Consider the following 22,463-nt stretch of genomic DNA (forward strand, 5'->3'; position numbering starts at 1 on the left):
AACGCGGTGAGCAGGGCGGCCGCCGCCCGGGCGACGGGGACCTGGCCGGCCGGTGGGCGGTCGGCGAGCCCCAGGACCACGCGCAGTCGTTCGGCGAGGCCGAGAGCCACCCGCAGTCCGCCGGGCACACGCGACCCGGCGGGCCGGTCGACGGCGTTCAGGTACGGGATGAGCAGGCGGTGCAGTACGGCGTACGGGAATCCGGTCTCCGCCTCGACCCCGGCCACCCGGATCGCCGCCGCCGGGACGACATGCTCGACCAGGGCGGTCTTCCCGATCCCGGGTTCACCGACCACCACCAGCGTGCCGCCGGGGTCGCCGTGCGCCGCCGACAGGAACTCCCGCAGCGTCGCGCACTCCCCGGCCCGTCCCAGGAGAGCCATGACGGCCCGAACCGTACCGAGCGCACGGCCCGGGCCTCATTGCTCTGCGTGCACCGTCATCGGCCCACAGTGCACACCGTCAGCCGGCGGCGGGCGCTCCGCAGATGAAGCGCGGCTCGGGGTCGTACTTCCAGGTGAACTTCTCCCGCTTGGCGACCTTGCCGTCTTTGTGGAAGAGCCGCCACGCGTCCTGGGTGAAGCCGATCAGCCCGCTGGTCGCGATGCAACTGGGACCGTCCGGCTTGGTGATCGTCGGCGGGGAGGTGATGTTGCGCCGCGGGCTCCACTCCGTGGTCACCTTGTCCCAGACCTTGGTGCTCCACATCGACACGGTGATCGAGTTGCTGGTCCAGGCGGTGTCGATGAGCACCCCGTGCGGACTGTCGTTCTTGAACTTGAAGTCCAGGTCGGGCCAGAAGATGGTGGACTCGATGACCGCCGGGTACCGGTCGAAGTAGTACGAGTGCGGCTTGTGCTCGACATCCTGCAGCCCGGCGTAGTAGCTGGCGTTGAAGAGCGTCGTGGTGAACTGCGAGACCCCGCCGCCGACACCCGGCTGCAGGTGCCCGCCGACGATCACCGGCGCGTCCTTGTAGCCCTGTTTGTAGCCGCGCTCGCCGGTGTGCTTGTTCAGCGAGAACGTCTTGCCGGGCAGCACCAGGGCGCCGCGGACCTGCTTGGCGGCGGTCACGATGTTCTGGCTGCGCGAGGACGACAGACCACCGGTGAACTTGGTGGTGAAGGTCGAGACCTTCTCCTTGACGCCGAGTTTCTCCAGGTCGGCGACGGAGGTGGCGGGTGCGGCGGTGGTCAGGGAGGCTTCGACGGTACGGGCGTCCGCGCTCTGTGCCGCGGTGAGCAGCCGAGGCGCGAGCGCGGCCAGGTCGATGCCCCGGCCCTCGGCGCCGGCCACGATCTTCGGTTTGCCGCCGGCGAACGTGAACTTCGCGTCCTCGGCCGCGATCTCGATCTTCGCGAGGGCCGGCGCGACGGCGGCGCGGAGCTTCTTCGCGTCGATCCGGGGCTCGATCAGTCCGGCCTTGTCGGCGGTGAGCACCAGGCTCTTGGCGATCGCGGCCGGCGGGACGGTGAGGGTGCCCCGCTCGGAGGTGACGGTCAGCGGCGCGGCCACGGCCGGTTTCGCGACCGTCTCGACCAGCTGGTCCACCTGCTCGGCGGTGGTGGCCGCGTTCAGCTCGACGAGCGGGATGGCGACCGGTCCGCCGGAGAGCCAGCCGGCCTTGACCGCGTCGGCCGAGTGCCGCGGATCGAGGCCGCGGCCCGGCTGTGGGTGCACGGCTTTCGGGGTGAGCCCGGTGAAGGTGACGGCGGGTGCCTTCATCGCGGTGCCGACCTTGCCGACGGCCTTGCGCAGGGCGGTGTCGAGCAGGTCGGCGTCGACGGCGACGACCGGTTCGACGGCCCGGTCACCGAACAGCGCGGGGCGGCCCTTCGCGGCGGCGTCGACGGTCGCGTCCACGTCGACGACCAGCCCGATGTCGGCCGGGTCGAGGGTGGCGCCCTTGCCTTCGACCCGCACCTGGACCGCGGCGCTGACTCTCGGGTCGGTGGCCAGGTGGGCGCGGAGGGCGGCGGTGGCCTCGGTACGGGCCAGGCCGCCGAGGTCGACGCCCAGGACGGTCACGCCGCGGGGCACGTCACCGGTCAGGGCGTACCGGGCGGCGCCTCCGGCCGCGGCGGCCAGCGCCACGGCGGTGAGACCGGCGGTCAGCACGCGGCGGCGCCGGCGGGACGGCGGCGGTGGTGGTGTGGGCGCTTCGGCGGGCGGGACCTCGACGTCGTCGTGCGTGGGCGAGGCCTGCTGCGGCAACCGTACGGTGGGCTGCCGGTCACTGGCGGTGGTCACCGTGCCTCCTCGGGGGTCGGGGGCGGTGAGCCAGGAATCCTAATCGATTGCGGACAGGTGACCGACAGGCGGTCAGCTCCGCTGGGTGAGAGAAAGAGCCGTTCGTACGGTGCTCACCAGCCTTTCCCGGTCGAACGGTTTGGCCAGGATGGTGGACCCGGGCTCCAGATTGTTGCCGTGTTCGTCGAAGAGCGACTCGGCGTACCCGGAGACGAAGACGACGCACAGCCCGGGCCGGCGGCCGGACGCGATCCGGGCCAGCTGGCGGCCGTCCATGCCGGGCATCACCACGTCGGTGACCAGCGCGGCGATCTTGCCGCCGTGCCGTTCCAGCAGGCGCAGAGCCTCGGCCGCGTCCGGAGCGGTCAGCACCTGGTAGCCGGCGCCGCCGAGCATCCGGGCGGTCACCTGGAGCACCGCCTCCTCGTCGTCGACCACCAGCAGGGTCTCCCCTCCCCCGGCCTCCCGCGCGGTGGGCTGCGGCGGGACCGGCGTTGCGGGGGCGGTCCCGGCGACGGCGGGCAGCGTGATGGTCACGGTCGCACCGGCACCGGGTTCGGACTGCAGGGCGAGCTGCCCGCCGGCCTGGCTGACGATCCCGTGGACGGTGGACAGGCCGAGCCCGACCGTTCCGGTGGTCGACTTGGTGCTGAAGAACGGCTCGCAGGCGCGCTCCCGTACGTCCGGTGGCATGCCGGGGCCGGTGTCGCGTACCTCGATCGTCAGGGTGTCGCCGGCCGCCGAGGTGGCGATGGTGACCGTGCCGCCGTCGGGCATCGCCTCCCCGCAGTTGCGGACCAGGTTGTGCAACGCCCGGGCCAGCTGCACCGGGTCGGCCTTGACGTCGGGCAGCGCCCGGCCCAGTTCCAGGTGCACCTCGCAGGGGGCACCGGCGGTCGCGCGCAGCGACTCGTGCTGGTCCTCCAGCAGATCGTTGACCTTGACCGGGACCGGCTTGTTGACCTCACGGCGGCCGAACGCCAGCATGTGCTGGGTCAGGGCCTTGGCACGCTCGCCGCCCTTGACCACCTGCGCCAGGTCGCCGAGCAGCGACTCGGCGGTCTCGGCCGGGATGCCGCCGTCGTCGCGGCCGTCGGTGATGGTCTCGATGGCCAGGTTGGTGTATCCGAGGATCGCGCCGAGGATGTTGTTGAAGTCGTGTGCCGTGCCGCCGGCCATCCGGCGCAGGCTGTCCAGGCGTTCGGCGTCACGGTTGCGGGCGTCGTCCTGCCGGCGTTGGCTCTCCTCGCGCAGCCGTTCCTCGGCCTGGGCGACGTCGGTGACGTCGTCGACCATCAGGACCCCGCCGGTCAGCCCCTCCTCGTCGTGGGTCTGGCGCAGGTGGATCCGCAGGAAACGGACGGTGCCGTCGGGCCACGTGATCCGGTGACTGAAGCGGAGCTCGCTGTCGTCGCCGGCGCCGTGCAGGAGCCCCAGCACGGTGTCCTCGTCACGGCCGGCGAGACCGAGCCCGGCCAGCCAGCCGGATCCGACGACACGGGTCAGCGGGAGCTGGAGGATCTCGGCGAGCCGCGGGTTGACGTAGTCGGCGCGGCCGTGCCGGTCGATGATCCCGATGCCGACCGGTGAGGCCACCGCCATCGCCTCGAAGAGGCGCTCGGTGTCGTGCAGGGCCCGCACCTTCTCGATCAGCTTGGCGTTGACGGTCTGCAGGTGTGCCTGGGCGAAGTCGACGTCGGCCGTCGCGCTGATGTCGACCGGCCCGCCGGCCAGGGCGGTGTCGATCGCGTCGAGCAGTGCGTCCGGGTCCTGGGAGCGCAGCACCACCTGGCTGACCCCGCACGCCTCGGCGATCGGCCGGGTCTCCGGCTCCAGATAGTTCGCGGTGTAGAAGATCACCGGTGCCTGGGCGGCCTCCCGGTCCGGGTCGGCGCGGAGCCGGTGGACCAGTTCGAGGCCGTCGATGCCGGGCATCAGGACGTCCGAGACCACCACGTCCGGATGGTGGGCGTGGGCGAGGCGGAGCGCGTCGGCCCCGTCGTGTGCCTCGATGACCACGTGGCCCCGGAAACCGAGCAGCATGCGCACGATCTCACGGTTGGCGGCCACGTCGTCGACGACCATCACTGTCGCCACGGCGGCTCCCTTGCGGCGAGTCGGTGGGTGCTATGTCCGTAATAAGGCTAAAGCAGAAGAAGGTCACATGTACGTTGATGCTGAATCGGATTCGGATCCTCGGAGGCCGCAGTGTTGCGTTGGGCCGTGTCGCTGCTTGCCGGAGTGGCCGCGGGTGTCACCGGGGTGGTGCTGGCACGCCGGTCCCGGAAGGCGGTGGCGTGGGCCGAGGCCGGCTGGCACTCCGAGGCGATGGAGAACGCGCGGCTCGCCGCCATCGTCGAGGCTTCCCAGGACGCGATCGTCAGCAAGACCGCGGACGGCATGATCAAGAGCTGGAACCCCGGCGCCGAACGGCTCTACGGGTACTCGGCCGAGGAGATGGTCGGCCACGACGTCAGCCGCCTGCTGCCCAGCGACCGGCTCGGCGAGGAGCGCGAACTGCTGGCCCGGGTCCGCCGCGGACAGGCCCTCACCCGTTACGAGACCCGCCGCCGGCGCAAGGACGGCCGCATCATCGAGGTGTCGCTCAGCATGGCCCCGATGCGTGACACCGACCACGAGGTGATCGGCACGGCGACCGTCGCGCACGACATCACCGCCCGGGTCCAGGCCGACCTGCGCCGCCGGGTGGAACGCGAACAGCTCGAAATGATCATGCAGGCGGCCAGCGACCCGTTCTTCACGATGGACGACCACGGCGTGATCACCGAGTGGAACCGGCAGGCCGAGCACGTCTTCGGCTGGCAGCGGACCGAGCTCCTGGGCCGCGACGTGACCGGAACGATCCTGCCGGAGCGCTACCACCGGGCGCTCGGGCGGCTGCTCACCGGCCGCGGGGAGTGGCTGCTGGACCGGCCGACCGAGATGGCCACCGTGCACCGGGACGGCCACGAGATCCCGGTCGAGCTGACCATGTGGCGCATCCGGCACAACGGCGGCTCGCACTTCCACGGCTTCGTCCGCGACATCACCACCCGGCTGCAGACCGAACAGGCCCTCGGCCAGGCCCGGGACCAGGCGGTCGCGACGGCCCGGCTGAAGTCGCAGTTCCTCGCGTCGATGAGCCACGAGATCCGCACCCCGATGAACGGCGTCATCGGCCTGACCGGGCTCCTGCTCGGTACCCCCCTGGACGAGCGCCAGCGCCGCTACGCCGAGGGGATCAGCTCGGCCGGCTCCGCGCTGCTCTCGGTGATCAACGACATCCTCGACTTCTCCAAGCTGGAGGCCGGCAAGGTGCTGCTGGAGGAGGCGAACTTCCGGATCGGCAAGCTCCTCGACGACGTGGTGGAGCTGGTCGCCCCGCACGACACCCACGACGGCCTGACCATCACCGCGGTCTGCGACGAACGGCTGCCCGCCGCGGTCTGCGGCGACCCGGCCAAACTGCGGCAGGTGCTGCTCAACCTGGCCGGCAACGCGGTCAAGTTCACCCCGCGGGGAACCGTCACGATCAGCGCCCACCTGGACGGTGACCAGACGTGCGGCCCGGAGGCGGTGCCGATCCGCTTCGAGGTGCACGACACCGGCATCGGCATCGACACCCAGCGGCAGGAGGAGCTGTTCGAGGCGTTCACCCAGGCCGACGCGGGCACCACCCGGCGCTTCGGCGGCACCGGGCTGGGCCTGGCGATCAGTCGTGACCTGGTCGGGCTGATGGGCGGGCGGATCGGGATGGAGAGCGAGCCGGGGCGGGGCAGCACGTTCTGGTTCACGGTCACGCTGCGGACCGAGCAGGAGCACCTGGACCACGTCGAACGGCACGCCCTCGACGGGCTGCGGGTGCTGATCGTGGACCGGGACGCCGGCGACCGGGCCGTCCTGGCCGAACAGCTGACCGCCTGGTCGATGGAGGCGACCGGGGTGGCCGACACGGTCGACGCGTTCGCCGTGATGCGCGACGCGGCCGCCGCCGGACGGCCGATCGACCTGCTCATCGTGGACACGCACACCGCACCGGAGGACACCGCGGCGATCACCCCGCCCGGCTGCCCGCCACCGAAGACGATCCTGCTCGCCGACGACGCCCGTCAACTGCCCGGCGAGCCCGACCCGGCCTGGGTGGCGGCCGCCTTCGCCAAGCCGCTGCGCCAGTCGCAGCTCTACGACGCCCTGGTCGGGATGCTCGGCGACCGGGCCGGCGACCGGGCGATCGGTGCGACGGCGCAGGCTCCGCTGGGCCGCGGGCATCTGCTGGTGGTCGAGGACAACGAGATCAACCGCACGGTCGCGCTCGGCATCCTGGCCCATCTCGGCTACAGCGCGGACGTCGCGGTCAACGGGCTGGAGGCGATCGACCGGGCCGCCCGGCAGGACTACCAGGCGATCTTCATGGACTGCCTGATGCCGGAGATGGACGGCTACGCGGCGACCGCCGAGATCCGCCGCCGGGAGCCGGCCGACCGGCACGTGCCGATCATCGCGCTGACCGCCGGCGCCCTGGCCGAGGACCGGGCCCGCTGCCTGGCCGCCGGCATGGACGAGCACATCGCCAAACCGCTCATCCCGGCCGATGTGGCGCGGGTGCTGGAACACTGGACCGGCACCGGGCCGACACGGACCGACCTGCCGACGATGATCAACGAGATCGAGCGGCGGCTGGAGCAACTGCGCGGCCCCGACCCGGCGGCCACCGCCGGAGCACTGGCCGGGCTGCTCGCCTCGCTGTCGGCCAAGATCCCGGAGCACCTGGACCGGATGCAGCAGGCCCTCGCCTTCGACGACGCGGACCTGCTGCGCACCGAATCCCACCAGCTCATGGGCGTGCTGGCGAACCTGGGCGCGGGCCCGGCGACGACCGCGTGCGGCCGGATCGAGACCGCGGCCCGGTCCGGGGACCTGGACGCGGCGGTGGAGACCTTCACCGACGCCCGCCCGCTGATCATGATGGCCCGGGACGCGGCCGACCAGATCCGCCGCCGGCCGCTGGGCGTCAGGTGCTGACCCGGTCGCGGCGGTCGGCGTAGAGGCTGGTCGCGGTCACGGTGGCCAGGGTGACGGCGATGACGATCAGGGACGCGTCGGTCGGGATGTCCGGTACGCCGTCCCAGAGCCCGTGCGCCCAGTGCAGCACCAGCTTCACCCCGATGAAGGCCAGGATGATCGCGAGTCCGTAGTTCAGGTGCCGCAGCCGGTCCAGGACGTTGTGCAGCACGAAATACAGCGCCCGGAGCCCGAGCAGGGCGAACGCGTTCGTCGCGAACACCAGGTAGGGGTCCTCGGTGACCCCGTAGACGGCCGGCACCGAGTCGACGGCGAACACCACGTCGGTCATGAAGACGGCGACCACGACCAGGGCCAGCGGGGTCAGCGCGCGGCGGCCGTGCTCCCGGACGGTCAGCCTGCCGCCCTGATAGTTTCCGGTCACCGGCATGAGCCGCCGCATCAGCCGGACGCTGCGCATCGAGTCGATGTCGACCTGGTAGTCCTCGTGGCGCATGGCCTCCCGGAACACCTTGGCCGCGGTCAGCAGCAGGATCCCGCCGAACAGCAGGAACGCCCAGGTGCCGCTCTGCAGGACCACCGCGCCGGCGGCGATGAAGATCGCCCGCAGCACCAGGGCGCCGGCGATGCCGTAGAGCAGCACCCGCTGGGCCAGCTGCGGCGGCACCGCGAAGGCGGCGAGCAGCAGCATGAAGACGAACAGGTTGTCGACCGACAGGGACTTCTCCACCACGTAGCCGGTGTAGAACTCCATGGCCGGGCCACGGCCGTACAGCTGCCAGATCAGCACCCCGAACGCGCCCGGAAGCGCGAGGTAGAACAGTGACCAGCCGACCGCCTCGCGCATCGCCACCTCGTGCGGGCGGCGGGTGATCACGAAGTCGACGGCCAGGAGGGCGAGCAGCACGGCGATGGAGATCGCCCAGAGTTGCGCGGACGCGATGGACGGCAGATCGAGCACGGAGCCTCCTCGGACACGGTTGATCGTCCGAGGTCTCCCTCACCCGTCGCCGACCGGCGGACTGGGCGAACGCACGAGGGCACATGGATGCCCGTGGTGACCGCCACGCTCTCGCGGAGGTACTCCCCTCGCGGCCAGCTTAGGCAGGACCCGCTCGGGGAACCAGGCCAACATTGGTTTTTGCGGCATTCCGGTTGACGGGCCGGGGCGCCGGGGGGACCGTTGAAGCTCGGCTGTCACCGCAGCCGACCAGCGGTTCCGAGGGGGTACCGCCATGTTTGTCGACATCCTTGTAGGCACGCTGCTGATCGTCTGCCTGGTGATCAGCGCCGCCGCCCTGGCGCCGCCGACGCACCGGCGTCGCCGGCACCGGCACGGCTGAGAGAAGCACACCGAGCAGCCGCCCCGTCCGGGCGGCTGCTCCCCCGTCTCAGATCAGATCGCGCAGCGTCGCGGCGAACCGCGCCGGGGCACGCAGGTGCGGGAAGCCGGGGCGCTTCCCGGTCAGCGACTGCTTGCGATTCAAGAACCAGCATTTGTACGACCGGAGCAGGCTCCCGTCCCAGCGCGCCACCGCGAACTGCCGATAGGGCGCCGGAACCCCCGCCAGATCGGCCGTCGCCCGATGCTGTTCCGGGCAGTCCGGCGGCTCCGCGGCCGGTTCGTCGAAGGTCAGCACCGCCCGCGTCGAGTACGCGTCCGCGAACGCCTCGGCCAGCAACGCACCCTCACCCTGGCCGACCAGCACCGGCGCCCGGTGCAGGTCCAGGCCGTTGACCAGCACCGCCAGATCACGGGCCAGGCCGGCGACGTCGTTCTCGCTGCGGGCCGCCGAGTTGCCGTGCCCGGGCAGGTCGACGGCGATGACACTGCACGTGTCGCCGAGCTCCGCCGCGACCGGCCACCAGATGGTCCGGTCGTAGAAGAGCCCGTGCAGCAGGACCACCGGACGGCCGTACCGTCCCCATCGGTCGTAGACCAGCAGATTCTTCGGGGTTCCATAGGCGTGGGTGGTGCGGCGCGGCGGCTGAGGATGCACGGCGATGGTCTTCCTGATTCGGGGGACACCAAACATGCGCTGACGTCCCCCGGTCCACCAAACATTGCCGGGAATTGATCCACTACGGTCCACGGCCCGTATCGTTACGGCCGTGTCCCCTGCCCTGACCAACGCGCGTGTCCTCTCTCCGTGGCGGGCGATCCTCGGATTCGGGCTGGTCAGTCTGGCCGCCGACATGGTCTACGAGGGCGCGCGGTCGATCACCGGGCCGCTGCTCGCCGGCCTGGGCGCGTCCGCTCTCGTGGTCGGTCTCGTCACCGGCGCCGGTGAGGCCGCCGCGCTGCTGCTCCGGCTCGTGTCCGGGCCGCTCGCCGATCGCACCGCCCGGTACTGGACGCTCACCATCGCCGGCTACGGGCTGACGGCGGTGTGCGTACCACTGCTGGCTCTCGCCCCGGCCCTCGGCGGCGCCGGACTCGCCGTCGCCGCCCTGCTGATCGTGGCCGAGCGGATCGGCAAGGCGATCCGGTCGCCGGCGAAGTCGGCGCTGCTCGCCGAGGCCGCCGGATCCGTCGGGCGCGGCCGCGGGTTCGCCGTCCACAAGGCGCTCGACCAGGTCGGCGCGTTCGCCGGGCCGCTGCTGGTCGCCGCCCTGGTAGCGGTCTCCGCCGGGGTGATCTGGCCGGCGCTGGCCGCGCTCGCGATCCCGGGTGCCGCCGCGATGATCCTGCTGGTCTGGCTGCGGCACCGTTTCCCGGTCACCATCGAGCGCCGGCCGGCCGCCGAGTCCGTCCGGGAGAGCCTGCCCCGGCGGTTCCACTGGTTCGCGGTCTCGGCCGGGCTGGCTACCGGCGGTCTGGTCACTTTCGGACTGATCTCCTACCACGCCAGCAGGACGGGGCAGATCCCGATCGCCCTGGTGCCGGTCCTCTACGCCGGGGCGATGGCCGCCGGCGCGGTGTCCGCCCTGGCCAGCGGCCATCTCTACGACCGGTGGGGCGCGAAGGTGCTGTATGCGCTGCCCGCCCTCGCCGCCGCCACACCCGCGCTCGCCCTGTCCGGCAGCACCGCCGCGATCGTGGCCGGCACGCTGCTCTGGGGCGCCGCGGTCGGCGTGCAGGACTCCACGGTGAAGGCGCTCGTCGCCGATCTGGTCCCGGCGCCGCGGCGGGCCACCGCGTACGGCGTCTTCGCCGCCGTCCAGGGTGTCGCCGCGCTCGCCGGTGGCGTGCTGGCCGGTGCTCTCTACGAGCAGTCGCTGACTCTCCTGGCCGTGGTGTTCGCCGGTGCACAGCTGGCCTCCGCCGTCCTGCTCACGGTGACGCTGAGAATCCGCTGATCGTTCGGCCGCCCGTCACAGGGCGGTCTCCTGCCGGATCGTGGCTCCGGTTCCCCTGTTCACATGCGCATCGCGCTCGTCACGGAATCGTTCCTGCCCGATGTCAACGGCGTCGCCAACTCGGTCGCGCGGATGGCCGAGCACCTGGCCCGCAACGGTCACGAGCCGCTGGTCGTGGCACCCCTGCCGCCGCCCGGATCACGAGCGCCGTTGACCGGCCTGGACTACCCCGTGGTGCGTGTCCGGTCCCTGCCGATGCCCGGATACCCGCAACTGCGCCTCGGCCTGCCCGCACCGGCACTGCACGCCGCGCTGCGCCGGCACGCCCCCGACCTGGTGCACCTGGCCAGCCCGTTCGTGCTCGGCGCGTGGGCGCAGGCCAGTGCACGGGCGCTCGGTGTGCCGTCGGTCGCCGTCTACCAGACCGACGTGGCGTCGTACGCCCGCGTCTACAAGGTCCGGCTCACCGAACGGATGGCGTGGCGCTGGATCCGCACGGTCCACAATGCGGCCGGGCGGACCCTCGCGCCGTCGACCGAGTCGGTGGCCGCCCTGGAGGCGCACGGCGTACGGCGGGTGCACCTGTGGCGGCGCGGCGTCGACGTCAGCCGGTTCCATCCCGGACGGCGCAGCGACGGGATCCGCCGGGCGCTCGCACCGAACGGTGAGGTGCTCGCCGGTTTCGTCGGCCGGCTCGCCGCCGAGAAGGAGATCGGCCTGCTCGCCGGCGTGTCCCGGCTGCCCGGCGTGCGGCTCGTGGTGGTCGGGGACGGGCCGGCCGCGCCGTCGCTGCGACGGGCCCTGCCGGACGCGGTCTTCCTCGGGGCCCGGCACGGCACGCAGCTCGGCCGGATCTACGCCAGCCTCGACGTGTTCACCCACACCGGACCGTACGAGACGTTCGGCCAGGCCGTGCAGGAGGCGATGGCCAGCGGGCTGCCGGTCGTCGCGCCGGCCGCCGGCGGGCCGCTCGACCTGGTCGCGCACGGACGGACCGGGTTCCTCGTGCCGCCGCACCGGGCCGACGGCTTCACCGAGGCCGTCGCCCGGCTCGCCGCCTCCCCCGGGCTGCGGCTCGAGATGGGCGCGGCCGGGCGGGCGGCGGTGCACCGGCGGAGCTGGGCGGCGATCGGTGACGAGCTGATCGGCCACTACCGGCACGCGCTCGCCGTTCCGGTTCCGGCCGGCATACCCGCCGGAGCGGCCGCCGCTTAACGTGGGCCCATGGCGTTCATTCTCGACACCGGCGCCCTGCCGGCCGCCGACCGGGTGGAGGCCGTCCACACCGCGATGATGTACGCCTCCGCGCCCTGCCACGTCATCCACGAGGATCCGGACGGGCCGATCCACGCCCGGATGGAGGTGTGGGACCTCGGTGACACCAACATCTTCACCTGCCGGTCGTCGGGGCTGCGCCTGCTGCGGACCGCGAGACTCGCCCGGCAGGACGCCATGCCGGTCATCTCCCTGGCCGTTCAGCAGCAGGGGTACGGACGACTCGACCAGTACGGACGACAGGAGATCACCCCGCCCGGTGAGCTGCTCGGTGTCGACCTGTCCGGGGCGTACGACTACTCCTGGTCCTCCGACGGCGCCGCCGGGTGCGTGCAGATCCCGCTCGACCGCCTGGACCTGCCCGCCGACAGCGTCCGCCAGGCGCTCGGCCGGCTCCGGGCCAGCCCGCTGCACCGCCTGGTGACCGCGCACGTCGCCACCCTGTCCCGGGACCGCGCCCGGATCACCGCCGATCCGACCGCACCGGCCGTCGCCGCCACCACCGTCGACCTGGTCCGCGCCCTGCTCGCGTCGGCCGCCCGCACCGAGCGCCACACCCGGCAGGCGATGGCCGAGACCCTGCTCACCCGGATCCGGGCGTACACGCGGCAGAATCTCGCCGACCCGGAACTGTCCCCGGCGATGGTCGCGGCGGCACACAACATCTCGCTGCGGCAGCTCTACAAGATCTGTTCGGGGGCCGGGCTGTCACTGGAGCAGTGGATCATCAGTGAGCGGTTGCGGGGCGCCCGGCACGACCTGCTCAGCCCCGGGCACCGGCACCGGCCGGTCGGGGCGATCGCCCGGTCCTGGGGCTTCCGCGACCCGACCCACTTCACCCGGCGGTTCAAGGCACGGTACGGCGAGACGCCCAGCCGGTTGCGTCAGGCCTCCCAGGACGCCCGGCTGCCGGTGACGTCGGTACCCTCGGCCGATCGTGGCTGATGTGACCACCGCAAACGGTGGAAAGCGGTCACGATCCGGTGGGGCGGCCCGGGTTCCGGAACTGTCCTGTGTTTGTCGGGAGCGGTCCGGCCGTACCGGAAAGGGATAACCTGCCCCGGGTGGACCTTGAGTTTTCGGATCCGTCTTTCGTCCGGGATCCGTATCCGGCGCTGGCCCGGCTGCGTGAGCAGGCGGCCCTGGGGTTTCATGAGCCCAGCGGCCGCTGGCTGGCGGTGAGCCATGCCGCGGTCGACGCGGTGTTGCGGGACAGGCGGCTGGGGCGGTTCTGGCGGGACGAGGAGCCGGCCGCGGTGTTCGAGCCGTTCAATCTGCTGCACCGGCATCAGATGATGGAGAACGAGCCGCCGGTGCACACCCGGTTGCGGGCGCTGGTGGCGAAGGCGTTCGCGCGCGGGCATGTGGAGCGGCTGCGGGCGACCGTCGCGGCGGAGGCGACAGCGCTCGTCGAGGCGGCCGGGGCCGATTTCGATCTGTTGACCGATCTGGCGGAGCCGCTGGCGGTGACGGTGATCGCCGAGTTGCTGGGGGTTCCGGCGGAGGAGCGCGACCGGCTGCGGCCCTGGTCGGCGGCGATGGTCCGGATGTATGAGGTGAGCCGTACCCCCGAGGTGGAGGCGGCCGCGCTGGAGGCGTGCCGGGAGTTCGCGGTGTACATGCGGGAGCTGGCCGCCCGCAAGACCGCCGACCCGGGCGACGACCTGATCAGCCACCTGGTGTCGGTGCGCGACGGCTCGGACCGGCTGACCGCCGAGGAACTGGTGGCGTCGGCGATCCTGCTGCTCAACGCGGGGCACGAGGCGTCGGTGAACGGGCTCGGCAACGGCGTGGTGGCGCTGCTCGATCATCCGCGCGAGCTGGACCGGCTGCGCGCCGACCGGGAGCTGGTGCCGACGGCCGTCGAGGAGATGCTGCGGTTCGACTCGCCGTCCCAGCTGTTCGTGCGGACGGCGGCGGCCGACGTGGAGATCGGCGGGGTGACCGTTCCGGCGGGGGCGGAGGTGGCGGCGCTGCTCGGGGCGGCGAACCGGGATCCGGCGGTGTTCGCCGACCCGGACCGGTTCGATGCGGGCCGGGTACCGAACACGCACATGAGTTTCGGCGCGGGCCTGCACTTCTGCCTGGGTGCGCCGCTCGCCCGGATCGAGTTGCAGGCCGCACTGACCGCCCTGCTCGATCATGCGCCGCGGCTGGGGCTGGCCGAGGAGCCGGTCCGGAGTCCGGGGTTCGTGCTGCGCGGTTACGAGTCCGTCCGACTGGATGTCCTGTGATCTACGGACGGTAGGGTCGGCCGGTGCGGACGAAGCAGGAGCTGACCGAGGACATCCGGCGCGAGCGGCGGGCGGCGCTCGTGGTGAACGCGCGGTCGCGGCGTGGGCGGCAGCTGTATGCCGACGCGCACGCCCGCCTGCTCGCCGCCGGGTTCGAGCTGCTCGGGTCCTACGCCGTGGACCGGCCCGGCGAGCTGGAGAAATCGTTGACGGCGGCGCTCGCCCACGACCCCGACCTGCTGGTCGCCGGCGGCGGCGACGGCACGATCAGCACGGCCGGGCGGATGCTCGCCCACCGCGACGTGGCTCTCGGTCTCCTTCCCCTCGGGACGACGAACAACTTTGCGCGTACGGTCGGAATCGCCCCGGATCTTGATGAGGCGGTCCGGACGCTCGCGGAGGGAAAGGTCATCGACGTGGACCTGGGGATCGCCGGGGACATGCCGTTCACCAACCACGTCGGCGCCGGACTCTCCGCCGAGATCATGATCAACGTGCCCAGCCGGCTCAAACGGATCATCGGGCGTATCGCCTACCCGATCACCGCGCTCGGCCTGCTGACCCGGCACCGCGCGCTGCGTGTCACGGTGCGCGCCGACGGCCGGGAGATCGCCTTCACCACCCATCAGGTCTATGTGGCGAACGGTGGTTTCCACGCCGGCCGCCCGATCACCGCGGACGCGCACGCCGACGACCGGCTGCTGGTCGCCTACCCGGTCGGCGGCGCGTCGAAGCTGGAACTGATCCGCGAAACCGCCCGCAACGCCCTGACCGGTCACCGGCGCACACTGCGGGAGCAGCCGTTCCTCGCGGTCGGCGAGCTCTGGCTGGAGACCGATCGCCCGGCTCACGTCGAGGTCGACGGCGAACCGTGCGGAGCGACACCGCTCCGGGTGGCCGTCGACCCCAACGCGCTACGGATCATGGCCCCGCCCGGGACCCAGGACCACTGACCTGCTGCTGCCCAGCTCGGCGCGGACCGGGCGGGCTCTACGACGCCCAGCCCGACGCGGCGGTGATCAGTCGGCGGGGTCGGTGATGCGGGTCAGCCAGGTGGTGGCCTCGGCCTCGGGCAGGGTGCGGTCGAGGCTGATCTCCGGGTGCATCAGGGGGTAGACCCGGCCGGTGTTCCACGAGCGGGCGTACGACGGTTTGTCGAGCACGACGACCCGGTGCCCGTCGAGGACCGGGATGTCGGCGGGGCGGCCCTCGCCCCAGATCCGTTCGCCGCCGGCGCCGAACAGTTCGAACTGCCCGCGCACCCCGCCGGCCGGCTGGAGGTCGCGTCCGTCGGTGGCGGCGGCGATCCACGCCGGCTCAGGCCGGACACCGTCGATGAGACCATGCGCGGGGTCGCCGATGAGGGTAGCGGCGAGCAGCGTGTGCAGCTGGAAGTTGTCACCGACGCCGCTGACGGTCAGACGGAACGCCCGCCCGGCCGGCCGGTGGATCACCAGGAACGGCTCGTCGTCGAGCACCTGGAGCAGCCCGTACATCCAGGGCGCCGCGTCGGCGTGGCCGGACATCGCGTCAGCCGCGGCGGCAAGCCGTTCACGGCCCGGGAACGCCTGACGGACGCGCTTCTGCTGCAGCGGCAGGAGCAGGCTGGGAATCCACTCGTCGACGGTGAAGAACGACTCGACGATCCGGATGCCCTCCTCCTGCTCGATCCCGGCCTGTGCCGCGGCCCGGGCAACCCGGTTCATCAGCGCGTCGGCCTCCTCCTGGCTGGCCGGGGCCTCGAACTCGCCGCCGTCCTTCTCGGCCAGGACGGGGAAGCGGGCGGCCTGCTCCAGCGCGTCGGTGATCCGCTCGACGAGCACGTCCAGCAGCACGAACGGGTCGGCACCGGCCTCGGTCAGCCCGGCCGCTACCTGGGCCAGCTGGCCGCCGTTGCCGATCGACACCTGCCGGACCGCGGGGAGCAGCCGGCGGACCCCCTCGGTCAGCTCGTCGGGGCCGGCCCCGTCGAGTGAACCGATGATGCCGCGCATCGCCGTCGACGACGCGTCCTCGTCCAGATCGATGACTCCCTGGGCCAGATCCCCGCAGAAGTCCGGCAACGAGCGCTTCTTACGCCTCCACCACATCGGCGCATCGTAGGGGCGCGAGGCCGCGGTCCGCACGGGACCCCGGCAACTGCTTCACATCGCTCCCGGCCGGCGGGACCGGTTCCCGGGACGGCGACGCCGGCCGGTATGGCGCCGGCCGGCGTTCACGGGTGTGCCGAGAGGGGATCAGGCGTTGGCGGAGGCCTTGTCGTCGGGGACCTCACCGGCCGTGGTGGCGTGCTCGGCCTCGGCGATGATCTGCTTGTCCTCGGCGGCGTGCTTGCGGTACTGCAGCACCGAGTAGACGATCGCCGCCGCCCAGGCGACGTAGATGACGCCGTAGAAGGCGTAGCGGACACCGTCGGGGGCGTCGATCCAGTCGCTGCGGAGCAGGGAGCGGGTGTTCGTCAGGATGATCACGCCACCGACCGCGGCGCCCAGGACCCGTGGCGGGATGTGGCGGACCAGCCAGGCGGCGATCGGTGCGGCGATGACGCCGCCGAGCAGCAGGGCGAGGACCCATCCGTAGTCGATGCTCTCGCTGCCGATGCCCCAGATGAAACCGAGGCTCGCGGCGATCGCGACGAGGAACTCGCTGGTGTCGATGGAGCCGATCGTCTTGCGGGGTTCGAGCCGTCCGCTGGCCAGGATCGCCGGGGTGCCGACCGGGCCCCAGCCGCCGCCACCGGTGGCGTCGATGAAACCGCCGACCAGGCCGAGCGGGGCGAGGAACCGCTTGCGCAGCGGCTTGCCGAGCTGCCCCTTGGGCAGACCCTGGAAGGTGAACCGGATGAACACGTAGAAACCGAGGACCAGCAGGATGACCGCCATCAGCGGCGCCGCGACCTCGGTGGAGATGTTGGAGAGCACCGTCGCGCCGGCGAAGGCGCCGATCGCGCCCGGAACGCCGATCTTGAGGACGACCTTCCAGTCGACGTTGCCGAACCGCCAGTGCGAGAGGCCGGAGACCAGGGTGGTGCCGATCTCGGCGAGGTGCACGGTGGCCGAGGCGGCCGCCGGGTTGGTGCCGATAGCCAGGAGGAGCGTGGTCGAGGTCACGCCGTAAGCCATGCCAAGGCTGCCGTCGACGAGCTGAGCGCCGAGCCCGACCAGGGCAAGGAGGATGAGCTTCTGCATGTCGGACCGCCGGTGTGGGAGGGGCAATTCCTATTTCTTGGATCGGAGAATAGAAGCCTAGCTAGCAAGTAGGCAAGGCATCAATTGCCACAGTTGTCTACAGACATGTTGCAGAATGACCACCGTGAGTGACGCTGATGACGTTCGCCGGCTTGCCCTCTCCCTGCCCGAGGTGGTGGAGATCGACAGCGACGGGTTCGACTTCCGGGTGGGCGGGAAGGGATTCGTCTGGTCATATCCGGAACGTCTACCCGGAAAACCGCGCGTGATCCGTACGGATGTGGCGGTTCTGTTCGTCGGGGACGAAGCGGAGAAACAGGCTCTGCTCCTCGGCGAGCCCGACATGTTCTTCACCACACCCGGCTACGACGGTCTGCCACTGGTGATGTTGCGGCTGACACAGGTCTCACCCGAACGGCTGAGCGAGCTGATCACCGACGCCTGGCGGATGCGGGCCCCGGACGACGTCGAGGCCGGCCTGACGGCCGGCCTCGACAACGAGTTGCGGTGATGATGGCGGCGCCGGCCCGCGGTACGGACCGGCACGCGAGGTTCAGGCGCTGGGCGTGCCGGCCGTAGCGGCCTTCCGGTAGGCGAGCAGGCCCAGGATCAGGCCGGCCAGACCGGCGACCAGGCCGGCGATACCCCAGGCGGCACCGTTGCCGCTGTCGCTCTCCTCGGCGGCGGCCTCGGTGGCCGGCGCCGGGGCGGCGGACGGTGCGGCCTCGGCACCCGCGGCGGTCAGCTTGAGGACCGGCGCCGGGCTCTCCGGCTCACTGCCGTCGGTGGCGGGCTCGTCGATCCAGCGGACCACGGTGCCGTCGGAGTACGTCTGCAGCGCCTTGAAGACCATCTGGTCGACGGTCGGCAGCGGCCCGAGCGAGACGTCGAACTCCTGGAAGGTGCCCGGCTTGATCTCCGAACCGCCCGACGCGGTCCAGGTGATCTTGGTGACCGCCTCGGTGATCTCGCTGTCGTGCACCTTGACCGGGGTGGCCAGCTTCGACTTCTCGGCGACCGCGGTCCAGCCCGGCACCGGCTTGACCGACACCGAACCGACCGGGCTCTCGACCGGCAGGTTGATCTCGAGCTTGGTGGTCGACTCGCTGTCGCTCTCGTTGGGCACCCGGAACGACACCTTCGTGTAACCGCCCTGGGTCGCGGTGCCCGGGTTGACTGTCACGTGCGCCGACGCCGGACCGGCCAGCGCGAGCACGAACGCGGCGGCTACGCCGGTGACGGTGGCGGCGCGCCGCAGCACGGTCTGCTTCATGGGGGACCCCTTCACGCCTTGCGGCGACGGATGAACAGGAAAGCGGCTCCGGCGGCCAGGAGGACCACCACACCGGCGATGAGACCATACATCGTAGAATTTGACGACTCTTCGGACTTTTCTACCGTTTCCACCGCGTTCGCCGGCGTGGGGGCCGGTGCGGTCTCCGACGCGGCCGCCGAGGGCAGCGGCGCCACCGAAGAGGGCTCGGCGGACGGGGCGACCGCCGACGGGTCGTTCACGGTGAACTGGTAGGAGCCCTTGACGGAGTGCCCGTCCGTGGAGACCACCTGGTAGGCCACCGTGTAAACGCCGTTCGCGAGCGGCGCGGCGACGGTCACCACCCCCGTCGTGCCGTCCACCTTCGGCGCCGAGGTCTCCACCTTCGCCTTGGCGGCATCACTGACCGTGATCGTGGTGTAGTCCGGATCCAGTTTCTGCAGGAACCGCAGCTTCACCTCGGACGGCGACTTCTTCAGCGTCGCGTTCTTCGCCGGGTTCGCCTCCGCCAGCGCGTTGTGCGCCCACGCCGGCACGCCCGGCAGCAGCACCGCCAGCAGCGCCGCCAAGGCCAGGAACAGCCTGCTCACGCGAGCACCCGCTCGCCGATCCAGCCGCCCTCGGCGCAGCCCGGAGGAATGGCGAAGACCGCGGATCCGATCGGTGTTGTCCATTCGTTCAACAGGTCCTTCTCGGCGAGACGCCGTTGGATGGGGAGGTACTGCCGGTCGATGTCAGCTTGGTACGACGCGAACACCAGCCCGCTGTCGGGTCGGCCCTGCGCGTCCGGGGCCTCGTCGTAGTTGTACGGCCGCCGCAGGATCTTGAGCCGGGGATCGGTCTGCCGGGCCCGCGTGACGTGCGCATAGTCAGGCATGACCGGCAGACCGGTGTCGTCGAGTTTCGCGAAGTCGGGCTCGTCGAACTCGGCCGCGCCGCTCAACGGGGCACCGGACACCATCCGCCGGCCCACCGCGTTCTCCTTGTCGGTGACGCTCAGCAGGTCCCACGTCTCGATCTCGGCACGGATCCGGCGGACCACGAGCGAGGTGCTGCCGTCCGGGTTCCACACCGCGGTGTCCATGGCCGCGTCCCGCGGGTTCGCCGTGCCGTCCAGCTGGCCCAGCACGTTACGTTGAGTGAACCCGGCCGGGTGCACGCCCGCGCTGCGACGGAACCCGCGCTGCACCCAGCGGACCGCACCGAACGGCCGGGCGTCCTTGATCAGCATCCGCTGGGCGTGCGTGACGGTCAGCGCGTCGTCGGCACAGATCTGCAGCATCAGGTCGCCGCCGCTCCACCGGGGCTCCAGGCGGTCGACGGTGAAGGCCGGCAGGTCGGCAACCGGGGACTTCAGGCCGGCCGCCCGGTACAGCCCCGGGCCGAAACCGAACGTGACGGTCAGCCGGGACGGGTGCCGGGCCAGCTCGGCCTCGGTGTCGCCGAGCGCCGGCTCACCCCTGGTCAGGCGGACCGCGTCGTCGGTGAGCAACCGCAGCATCCGGCCCAGGGCGGCCCGGTCGGTGCCTCGGGACAGGGTGAACGACACGAACGCGCCGTGCGCCGGCGGTTCAGTGGTGACACCCGCCTGCCTAATGCCGTGGAAGGGCACGATGCCCGTACCGATATCGGTGAAGGAAACCGGGACCACCGGCTGGCCGGAGCCCTCGGAAGGAGCGGAACCACCGGAACCGGCCGAGCACGCGGCGACCGCGCCGAGGCCGGCGGCGGCACCGCCGGCCAGAAGGGCACGTCGACGCAGCGTCACGAGGACGCGCCCGCCGACGGCATCCCGTGCATGCCCGGCGCGTAACTCTCCTGGGCGCCCGCGAAGGGCTTGGCGACCGCGGTGAACGCCACCGTCCCGCCGCCGGACAGGGTCAGCGTGAACGCCACCTCGTCGCCCGGCTTGATCGCCGCGGCCGGCTGCATCAGCATCAGGTGGTCGCCGCCCGGGCCCAGCTCGTGGGTGGCGCCGGCCTTGATCGTGAAGCCGCCCTCCTTGGGCTTCATCACCATCTTGCCGTCCTCCATGGCCATGGTGTGCAGCTCGATCGGCGAGGCCGGTGACGTCGCGCCGGTGATCGTCACATCCGCACCGGTGTCGTTGACCAGCGTGCCGAACGCCGCGGTCATCCCGGTGTCCGCCGCCTTCACCCAGGGGTCACGCACGGTGAGCGCGGCGGCCGGGGCGGACGACGTCTGCGCCGGGGCCGGTGCGGCCGCGGTCCCCGTCTCCGGGGAGCCGCCACAGCCGGTGAGAACGGCACAGGTGACGGCCGCGACGGCGAGAACGGTACGAGTCAGCATCATCTTCCTCAAGCTCGGCAACGCCCGTTAGTCGCCGGTCGGCGGGACCGAGTTCCCGAACCATCGAAGATCACTTTTAGTTCTTACTCGATTACGCAAAGTTGCTGAAAGTTGTCTGGGAACTTCGGGGCCACAGCGGGCGACCAATGCCTCGACCGCACTCCCGAGCCGCCGACACCCTGACGAGGCCAGCCGATGTCCGTGACACCCGAGTTGACCACCGCGCCGCCGGCCACCGAGCCGCCACCCCGCGAGACCCGCCGGACCGGCGCGTTCGCCGCGCTGCTGCTGCGACTCCACTTCTACGCCGGCGTGCTGGTCGCGCCATTCCTGGTGGTGGCGGCCGTGACCGGCCTGCTGTACACGGCGACGCCACAGCTCGACGGCATCCTCTACGGCGACAAGCTGACCGCCGCGACCACGAGCGGCCCGGTCCTCCCTCTCGCCGACCAGATCGCCGCCGCCCGCGCCACCCACCCCGGCGGCACCATCGCGGCCGTCCAGCCCGGCGACGGCGACGGCACCACCCGGGTCGTCTTCTCCCAGCCCGACCTCGGCGAGAACCAGCACACCGTCTACGTCGACCCGCACACCGGCACGGTGCAGGGGCAGCTCACCACCTGGTGGGGTTCGACACCGGTCACCACGTGGCTCGACGACCTGCACCGCAACCTGCACCTCGGCGACCTCGGCCGCAACTACTCCGAACTCGCCGCGAGCTGGCTGTGGGTACTCACCCTCGGAGGCGTCTTCCTGTGGTGGCGGCGCCGGCGTGGCGTACGCAAGATGCTCGCCCCCGAACTGTCGGCGAAGAAAGGCGTGCGCCGCACCCGCGGCTGGCACGCCGCGACCGGCCTGTGGATCAGCCTCGGCCTGCTCATCCTCGCCGCCACCGGCCTCACCTGGTCCCGATGGGCCGGCGGCAACTTCGAGATCGCGCTCGACACCCTCGACGGCCGGCGCCCCGCCCTGGAGGTCCCCGGCGTGACCCCGTCAGCCGGCGGCCACCACGGCGCCGGCAGCGAGGCCCCCGTCGCCGTCGACCCCGCCGAAGCCGACACGGTTCTCAAGGTCGCCCGCGACAACGGCCTCACCGGCCCCGTCGAACTCAGCCTCCCCGAAACCGGCGGCGCCGCCTGGACCGTCGCCGGCATCGACAACACGTGGCCGGTCAGCCTCGACCGCATCGCCGTCGACCCGGCGACAGCGACAGTCGTGGCCCGCAGCGACTTCGCCGACTGGCCGGTCCTGGCCCAGCTCACCAAACTCGGCGTACAGGCCCACATGGGCATCCTCTTCGGCATCGTCAACCAGATCCTGCTGGCCGCCCTCGCCATCGGCCTACTGTGCGTGATCCTCTGGGGTTACCGCATGTGGTGGCAGCGCCGCCCCACCCGCGAGGGCCGCCGCGCCCTCGTCGGCGCCCCACCGGCCCGCGGTACCTGGCTCGGCCTTCCGGCCTGGGCAATCGTCGTCGGAGTGCCGGTGGTCTTCGCCCTGGGCTGGGCGCTGCCCCTCTTCGGAATCCCGCTCGCCGCCTTCCTGATCATCGATGCGATGGTCACGCTCCGCAAGAAAGCCACCGTCTAGTACGCCGTTGGCCGCCCTTCG

19 protein-coding genes are annotated in these 22,463 nt (G+C 71.7%); 8 read left to right on the forward strand and 11 right to left on the reverse strand.

Annotated elements, in window-relative coordinates:
* From ACFO0C_RS33475 to ACFO0C_RS33485, 3 genes are all read right to left on the reverse strand, one after another.
* Positions 1–383, reverse strand: a 383-nt coding sequence (locus ACFO0C_RS33475) for an ATP-binding protein (RefSeq protein ID WP_378070747.1), incomplete at its 3' end; no start/stop codon positions are given.
* Between the two features lie 79 nt (positions 384–462).
* Positions 463–2,250: a VanW family protein gene (locus ACFO0C_RS33480; RefSeq protein ID WP_378070748.1), complete on the reverse strand. Its 1,788-nt coding sequence runs from the start codon at positions 2,248–2,250 to the stop codon at positions 463–465.
* Between the two features lie 72 nt (positions 2,251–2,322).
* Positions 2,323–4,347, reverse strand: coding sequence for an ATP-binding response regulator (locus tag ACFO0C_RS33485; RefSeq protein WP_378070749.1), 2,025 nt, complete (start codon positions 4,345–4,347; stop codon positions 2,323–2,325).
* Between the two features lie 126 nt (positions 4,348–4,473).
* On the opposite strand from ACFO0C_RS33485, the gene ACFO0C_RS33490 reads away from it, so the two are divergent.
* Complete coding sequence (locus ACFO0C_RS33490) at positions 4,474–7,272, forward strand: hybrid sensor histidine kinase/response regulator (protein ID WP_378070750.1); 2,799 nt, start codon at positions 4,474–4,476, stop codon at positions 7,270–7,272.
* On the opposite strand, the gene ACFO0C_RS33495 is transcribed toward ACFO0C_RS33490, so the two are convergent.
* Together ACFO0C_RS33495 and ACFO0C_RS33500 are read right to left on the reverse strand one after the other, a co-directional pair.
* Positions 7,262–8,233, reverse strand: coding sequence for a TerC/Alx family metal homeostasis membrane protein (locus ACFO0C_RS33495; RefSeq protein ID WP_378070751.1), 972 nt, complete (start codon positions 8,231–8,233; stop codon positions 7,262–7,264). The genes ACFO0C_RS33490 and ACFO0C_RS33495 overlap by 11 nt on opposite strands.
* 430 nt (positions 8,234–8,663) lie before the next feature.
* Complete coding sequence (locus tag ACFO0C_RS33500; protein ID WP_378070752.1) at positions 8,664–9,272, reverse strand: alpha/beta fold hydrolase; 609 nt, start codon at positions 9,270–9,272, stop codon at positions 8,664–8,666.
* Positions 9,273–9,468: 196 nt separating this feature from the next.
* Between ACFO0C_RS33500 and ACFO0C_RS33505 the strand changes: the two genes are divergently transcribed.
* The 5 genes from ACFO0C_RS33505 (at position 9,469) to ACFO0C_RS33525 (ending at position 15,034) form a co-directional block, all read left to right on the forward strand.
* The gene (locus tag ACFO0C_RS33505; RefSeq protein ID WP_378070773.1) at positions 9,469–10,572 is read left to right on the forward strand and encodes an MFS transporter; all 1,104 of its coding nucleotides are present in this window, start codon (positions 9,469–9,471) and stop codon (positions 10,570–10,572) included.
* Positions 10,573–10,635: 63 nt separating this feature from the next.
* Positions 10,636–11,787, forward strand: a complete 1,152-nt coding sequence (locus ACFO0C_RS33510; protein ID WP_378070753.1) for a glycosyltransferase family 4 protein — start codon at positions 10,636–10,638, stop codon at positions 11,785–11,787.
* Positions 11,788–11,796: 9 nt separating this feature from the next.
* On the forward strand, positions 11,797–12,792 hold the full coding sequence (locus ACFO0C_RS33515) for an AraC-like ligand-binding domain-containing protein (protein WP_378070754.1): 996 nt from the start codon (positions 11,797–11,799) through the stop codon (positions 12,790–12,792).
* 119 nt (positions 12,793–12,911) lie between these two features.
* The gene (locus tag ACFO0C_RS33520; protein ID WP_378070755.1) at positions 12,912–14,081 is read left to right on the forward strand and encodes a cytochrome P450; all 1,170 of its coding nucleotides are present in this window, start codon (positions 12,912–12,914) and stop codon (positions 14,079–14,081) included.
* Positions 14,082–14,104: 23 nt separating this feature from the next.
* Entirely contained in the window at positions 14,105–15,034 is a 930-nt protein-coding gene (locus ACFO0C_RS33525) for a diacylglycerol/lipid kinase family protein (RefSeq protein WP_378070756.1), read from the forward strand.
* 66 nt (positions 15,035–15,100) lie between these two features.
* On the opposite strand, the gene ACFO0C_RS33530 is transcribed toward ACFO0C_RS33525, so the two are convergent.
* Positions 15,101–16,171 carry a hypothetical protein gene (locus ACFO0C_RS33530; RefSeq protein ID WP_378070757.1) on the reverse strand — a complete coding sequence of 357 codons (1,071 nt, stop codon included), beginning with the start codon at positions 16,169–16,171 and terminating at the stop codon, positions 15,101–15,103.
* A 147-nt stretch (positions 16,172–16,318) separates the two neighbouring features.
* On the reverse strand, positions 16,319–17,269 hold the full coding sequence (locus tag ACFO0C_RS33535) for a sulfite exporter TauE/SafE family protein (RefSeq protein WP_378070758.1): 951 nt from the start codon (positions 17,267–17,269) through the stop codon (positions 16,319–16,321).
* Between the two features lie 124 nt (positions 17,270–17,393).
* On the opposite strand from ACFO0C_RS33535, the gene ACFO0C_RS33540 reads away from it, so the two are divergent.
* The gene (locus ACFO0C_RS33540) at positions 17,394–17,780 is read left to right on the forward strand and encodes an MmcQ/YjbR family DNA-binding protein (RefSeq protein WP_378070759.1); all 387 of its coding nucleotides are present in this window, start codon (positions 17,394–17,396) and stop codon (positions 17,778–17,780) included.
* Positions 17,781–17,822: 42 nt separating this feature from the next.
* On the opposite strand, the gene ACFO0C_RS33545 is transcribed toward ACFO0C_RS33540, so the two are convergent.
* From ACFO0C_RS33545 to ACFO0C_RS33560, 4 genes are read right to left on the reverse strand one after another with little or no spacing between them, the layout of a single operon-like run.
* A complete protein-coding gene (locus ACFO0C_RS33545) occupies positions 17,823–18,542 on the reverse strand; it encodes a YcnI family copper-binding membrane protein (protein WP_378070760.1) in 720 nt (239 codons plus the stop codon).
* A gap of 11 nt (positions 18,543–18,553) precedes the next feature.
* Entirely contained in the window at positions 18,554–19,132 is a 579-nt protein-coding gene (locus tag ACFO0C_RS33550; RefSeq protein ID WP_378070761.1) for a copper resistance CopC family protein, read from the reverse strand.
* A complete protein-coding gene (locus ACFO0C_RS33555) occupies positions 19,129–20,304 on the reverse strand; it encodes a Dyp-type peroxidase (protein ID WP_378070774.1) in 1,176 nt (391 codons plus the stop codon). Before ACFO0C_RS33555 ends, ACFO0C_RS33550 begins: the two co-directional genes overlap by 4 nt.
* Positions 20,305–20,306: 2 nt before the next feature.
* The gene (locus ACFO0C_RS33560; protein WP_378070762.1) at positions 20,307–20,873 is read right to left on the reverse strand and encodes a copper chaperone PCu(A)C; all 567 of its coding nucleotides are present in this window, start codon (positions 20,871–20,873) and stop codon (positions 20,307–20,309) included.
* Positions 20,874–21,047: 174 nt separating this feature from the next.
* Between ACFO0C_RS33560 and ACFO0C_RS33565 the strand changes: the two genes are divergently transcribed.
* Entirely contained in the window at positions 21,048–22,442 is a 1,395-nt protein-coding gene (locus ACFO0C_RS33565; RefSeq protein WP_378070763.1) for a PepSY-associated TM helix domain-containing protein, read from the forward strand.
* The last annotated feature ends 21 nt before the right edge of the window (positions 22,443–22,463 follow it).

The sequence above is a fragment of the Actinoplanes subglobosus genome (genome assembly GCF_042650585.1).
Taxonomy (GTDB): Bacteria; Actinomycetota; Actinomycetes; order Mycobacteriales; family Micromonosporaceae; genus Actinoplanes; species Actinoplanes subglobosus.

Bases quoted from the DNA above. Each gene is read 5' to 3' on its own strand.
- ACFO0C_RS33535 (WP_378070758.1), bottom strand. From the start codon at position 17,269: ATGCAGAAGCTCATCCTCCTTGCCCTGGTCGGGCTCGGCGCTCAGCTC.
- ACFO0C_RS33510 (WP_378070753.1), top strand. From the start codon at position 10,636: ATGCGCATCGCGCTCGTCACGGAATCGTTCCTGCCCGATGTCAACGGC.
- ACFO0C_RS33515 (WP_378070754.1), top strand. From the start codon at position 11,797: ATGGCGTTCATTCTCGACACCGGCGCCCTGCCGGCCGCCGACCGGGTG.
- ACFO0C_RS33530 (WP_378070757.1), bottom strand. From the start codon at position 16,171: ATGTGGTGGAGGCGTAAGAAGCGCTCGTTGCCGGACTTCTGCGGGGAT.
- ACFO0C_RS33505 (WP_378070773.1), top strand. From the start codon at position 9,469: ATGGTCTACGAGGGCGCGCGGTCGATCACCGGGCCGCTGCTCGCCGGC.
- ACFO0C_RS33545 (WP_378070760.1), bottom strand. From the start codon at position 18,542: ATGAAGCAGACCGTGCTGCGGCGCGCCGCCACCGTCACCGGCGTAGCC.
- ACFO0C_RS33565 (WP_378070763.1), top strand. From the start codon at position 21,048: ATGTCCGTGACACCCGAGTTGACCACCGCGCCGCCGGCCACCGAGCCG.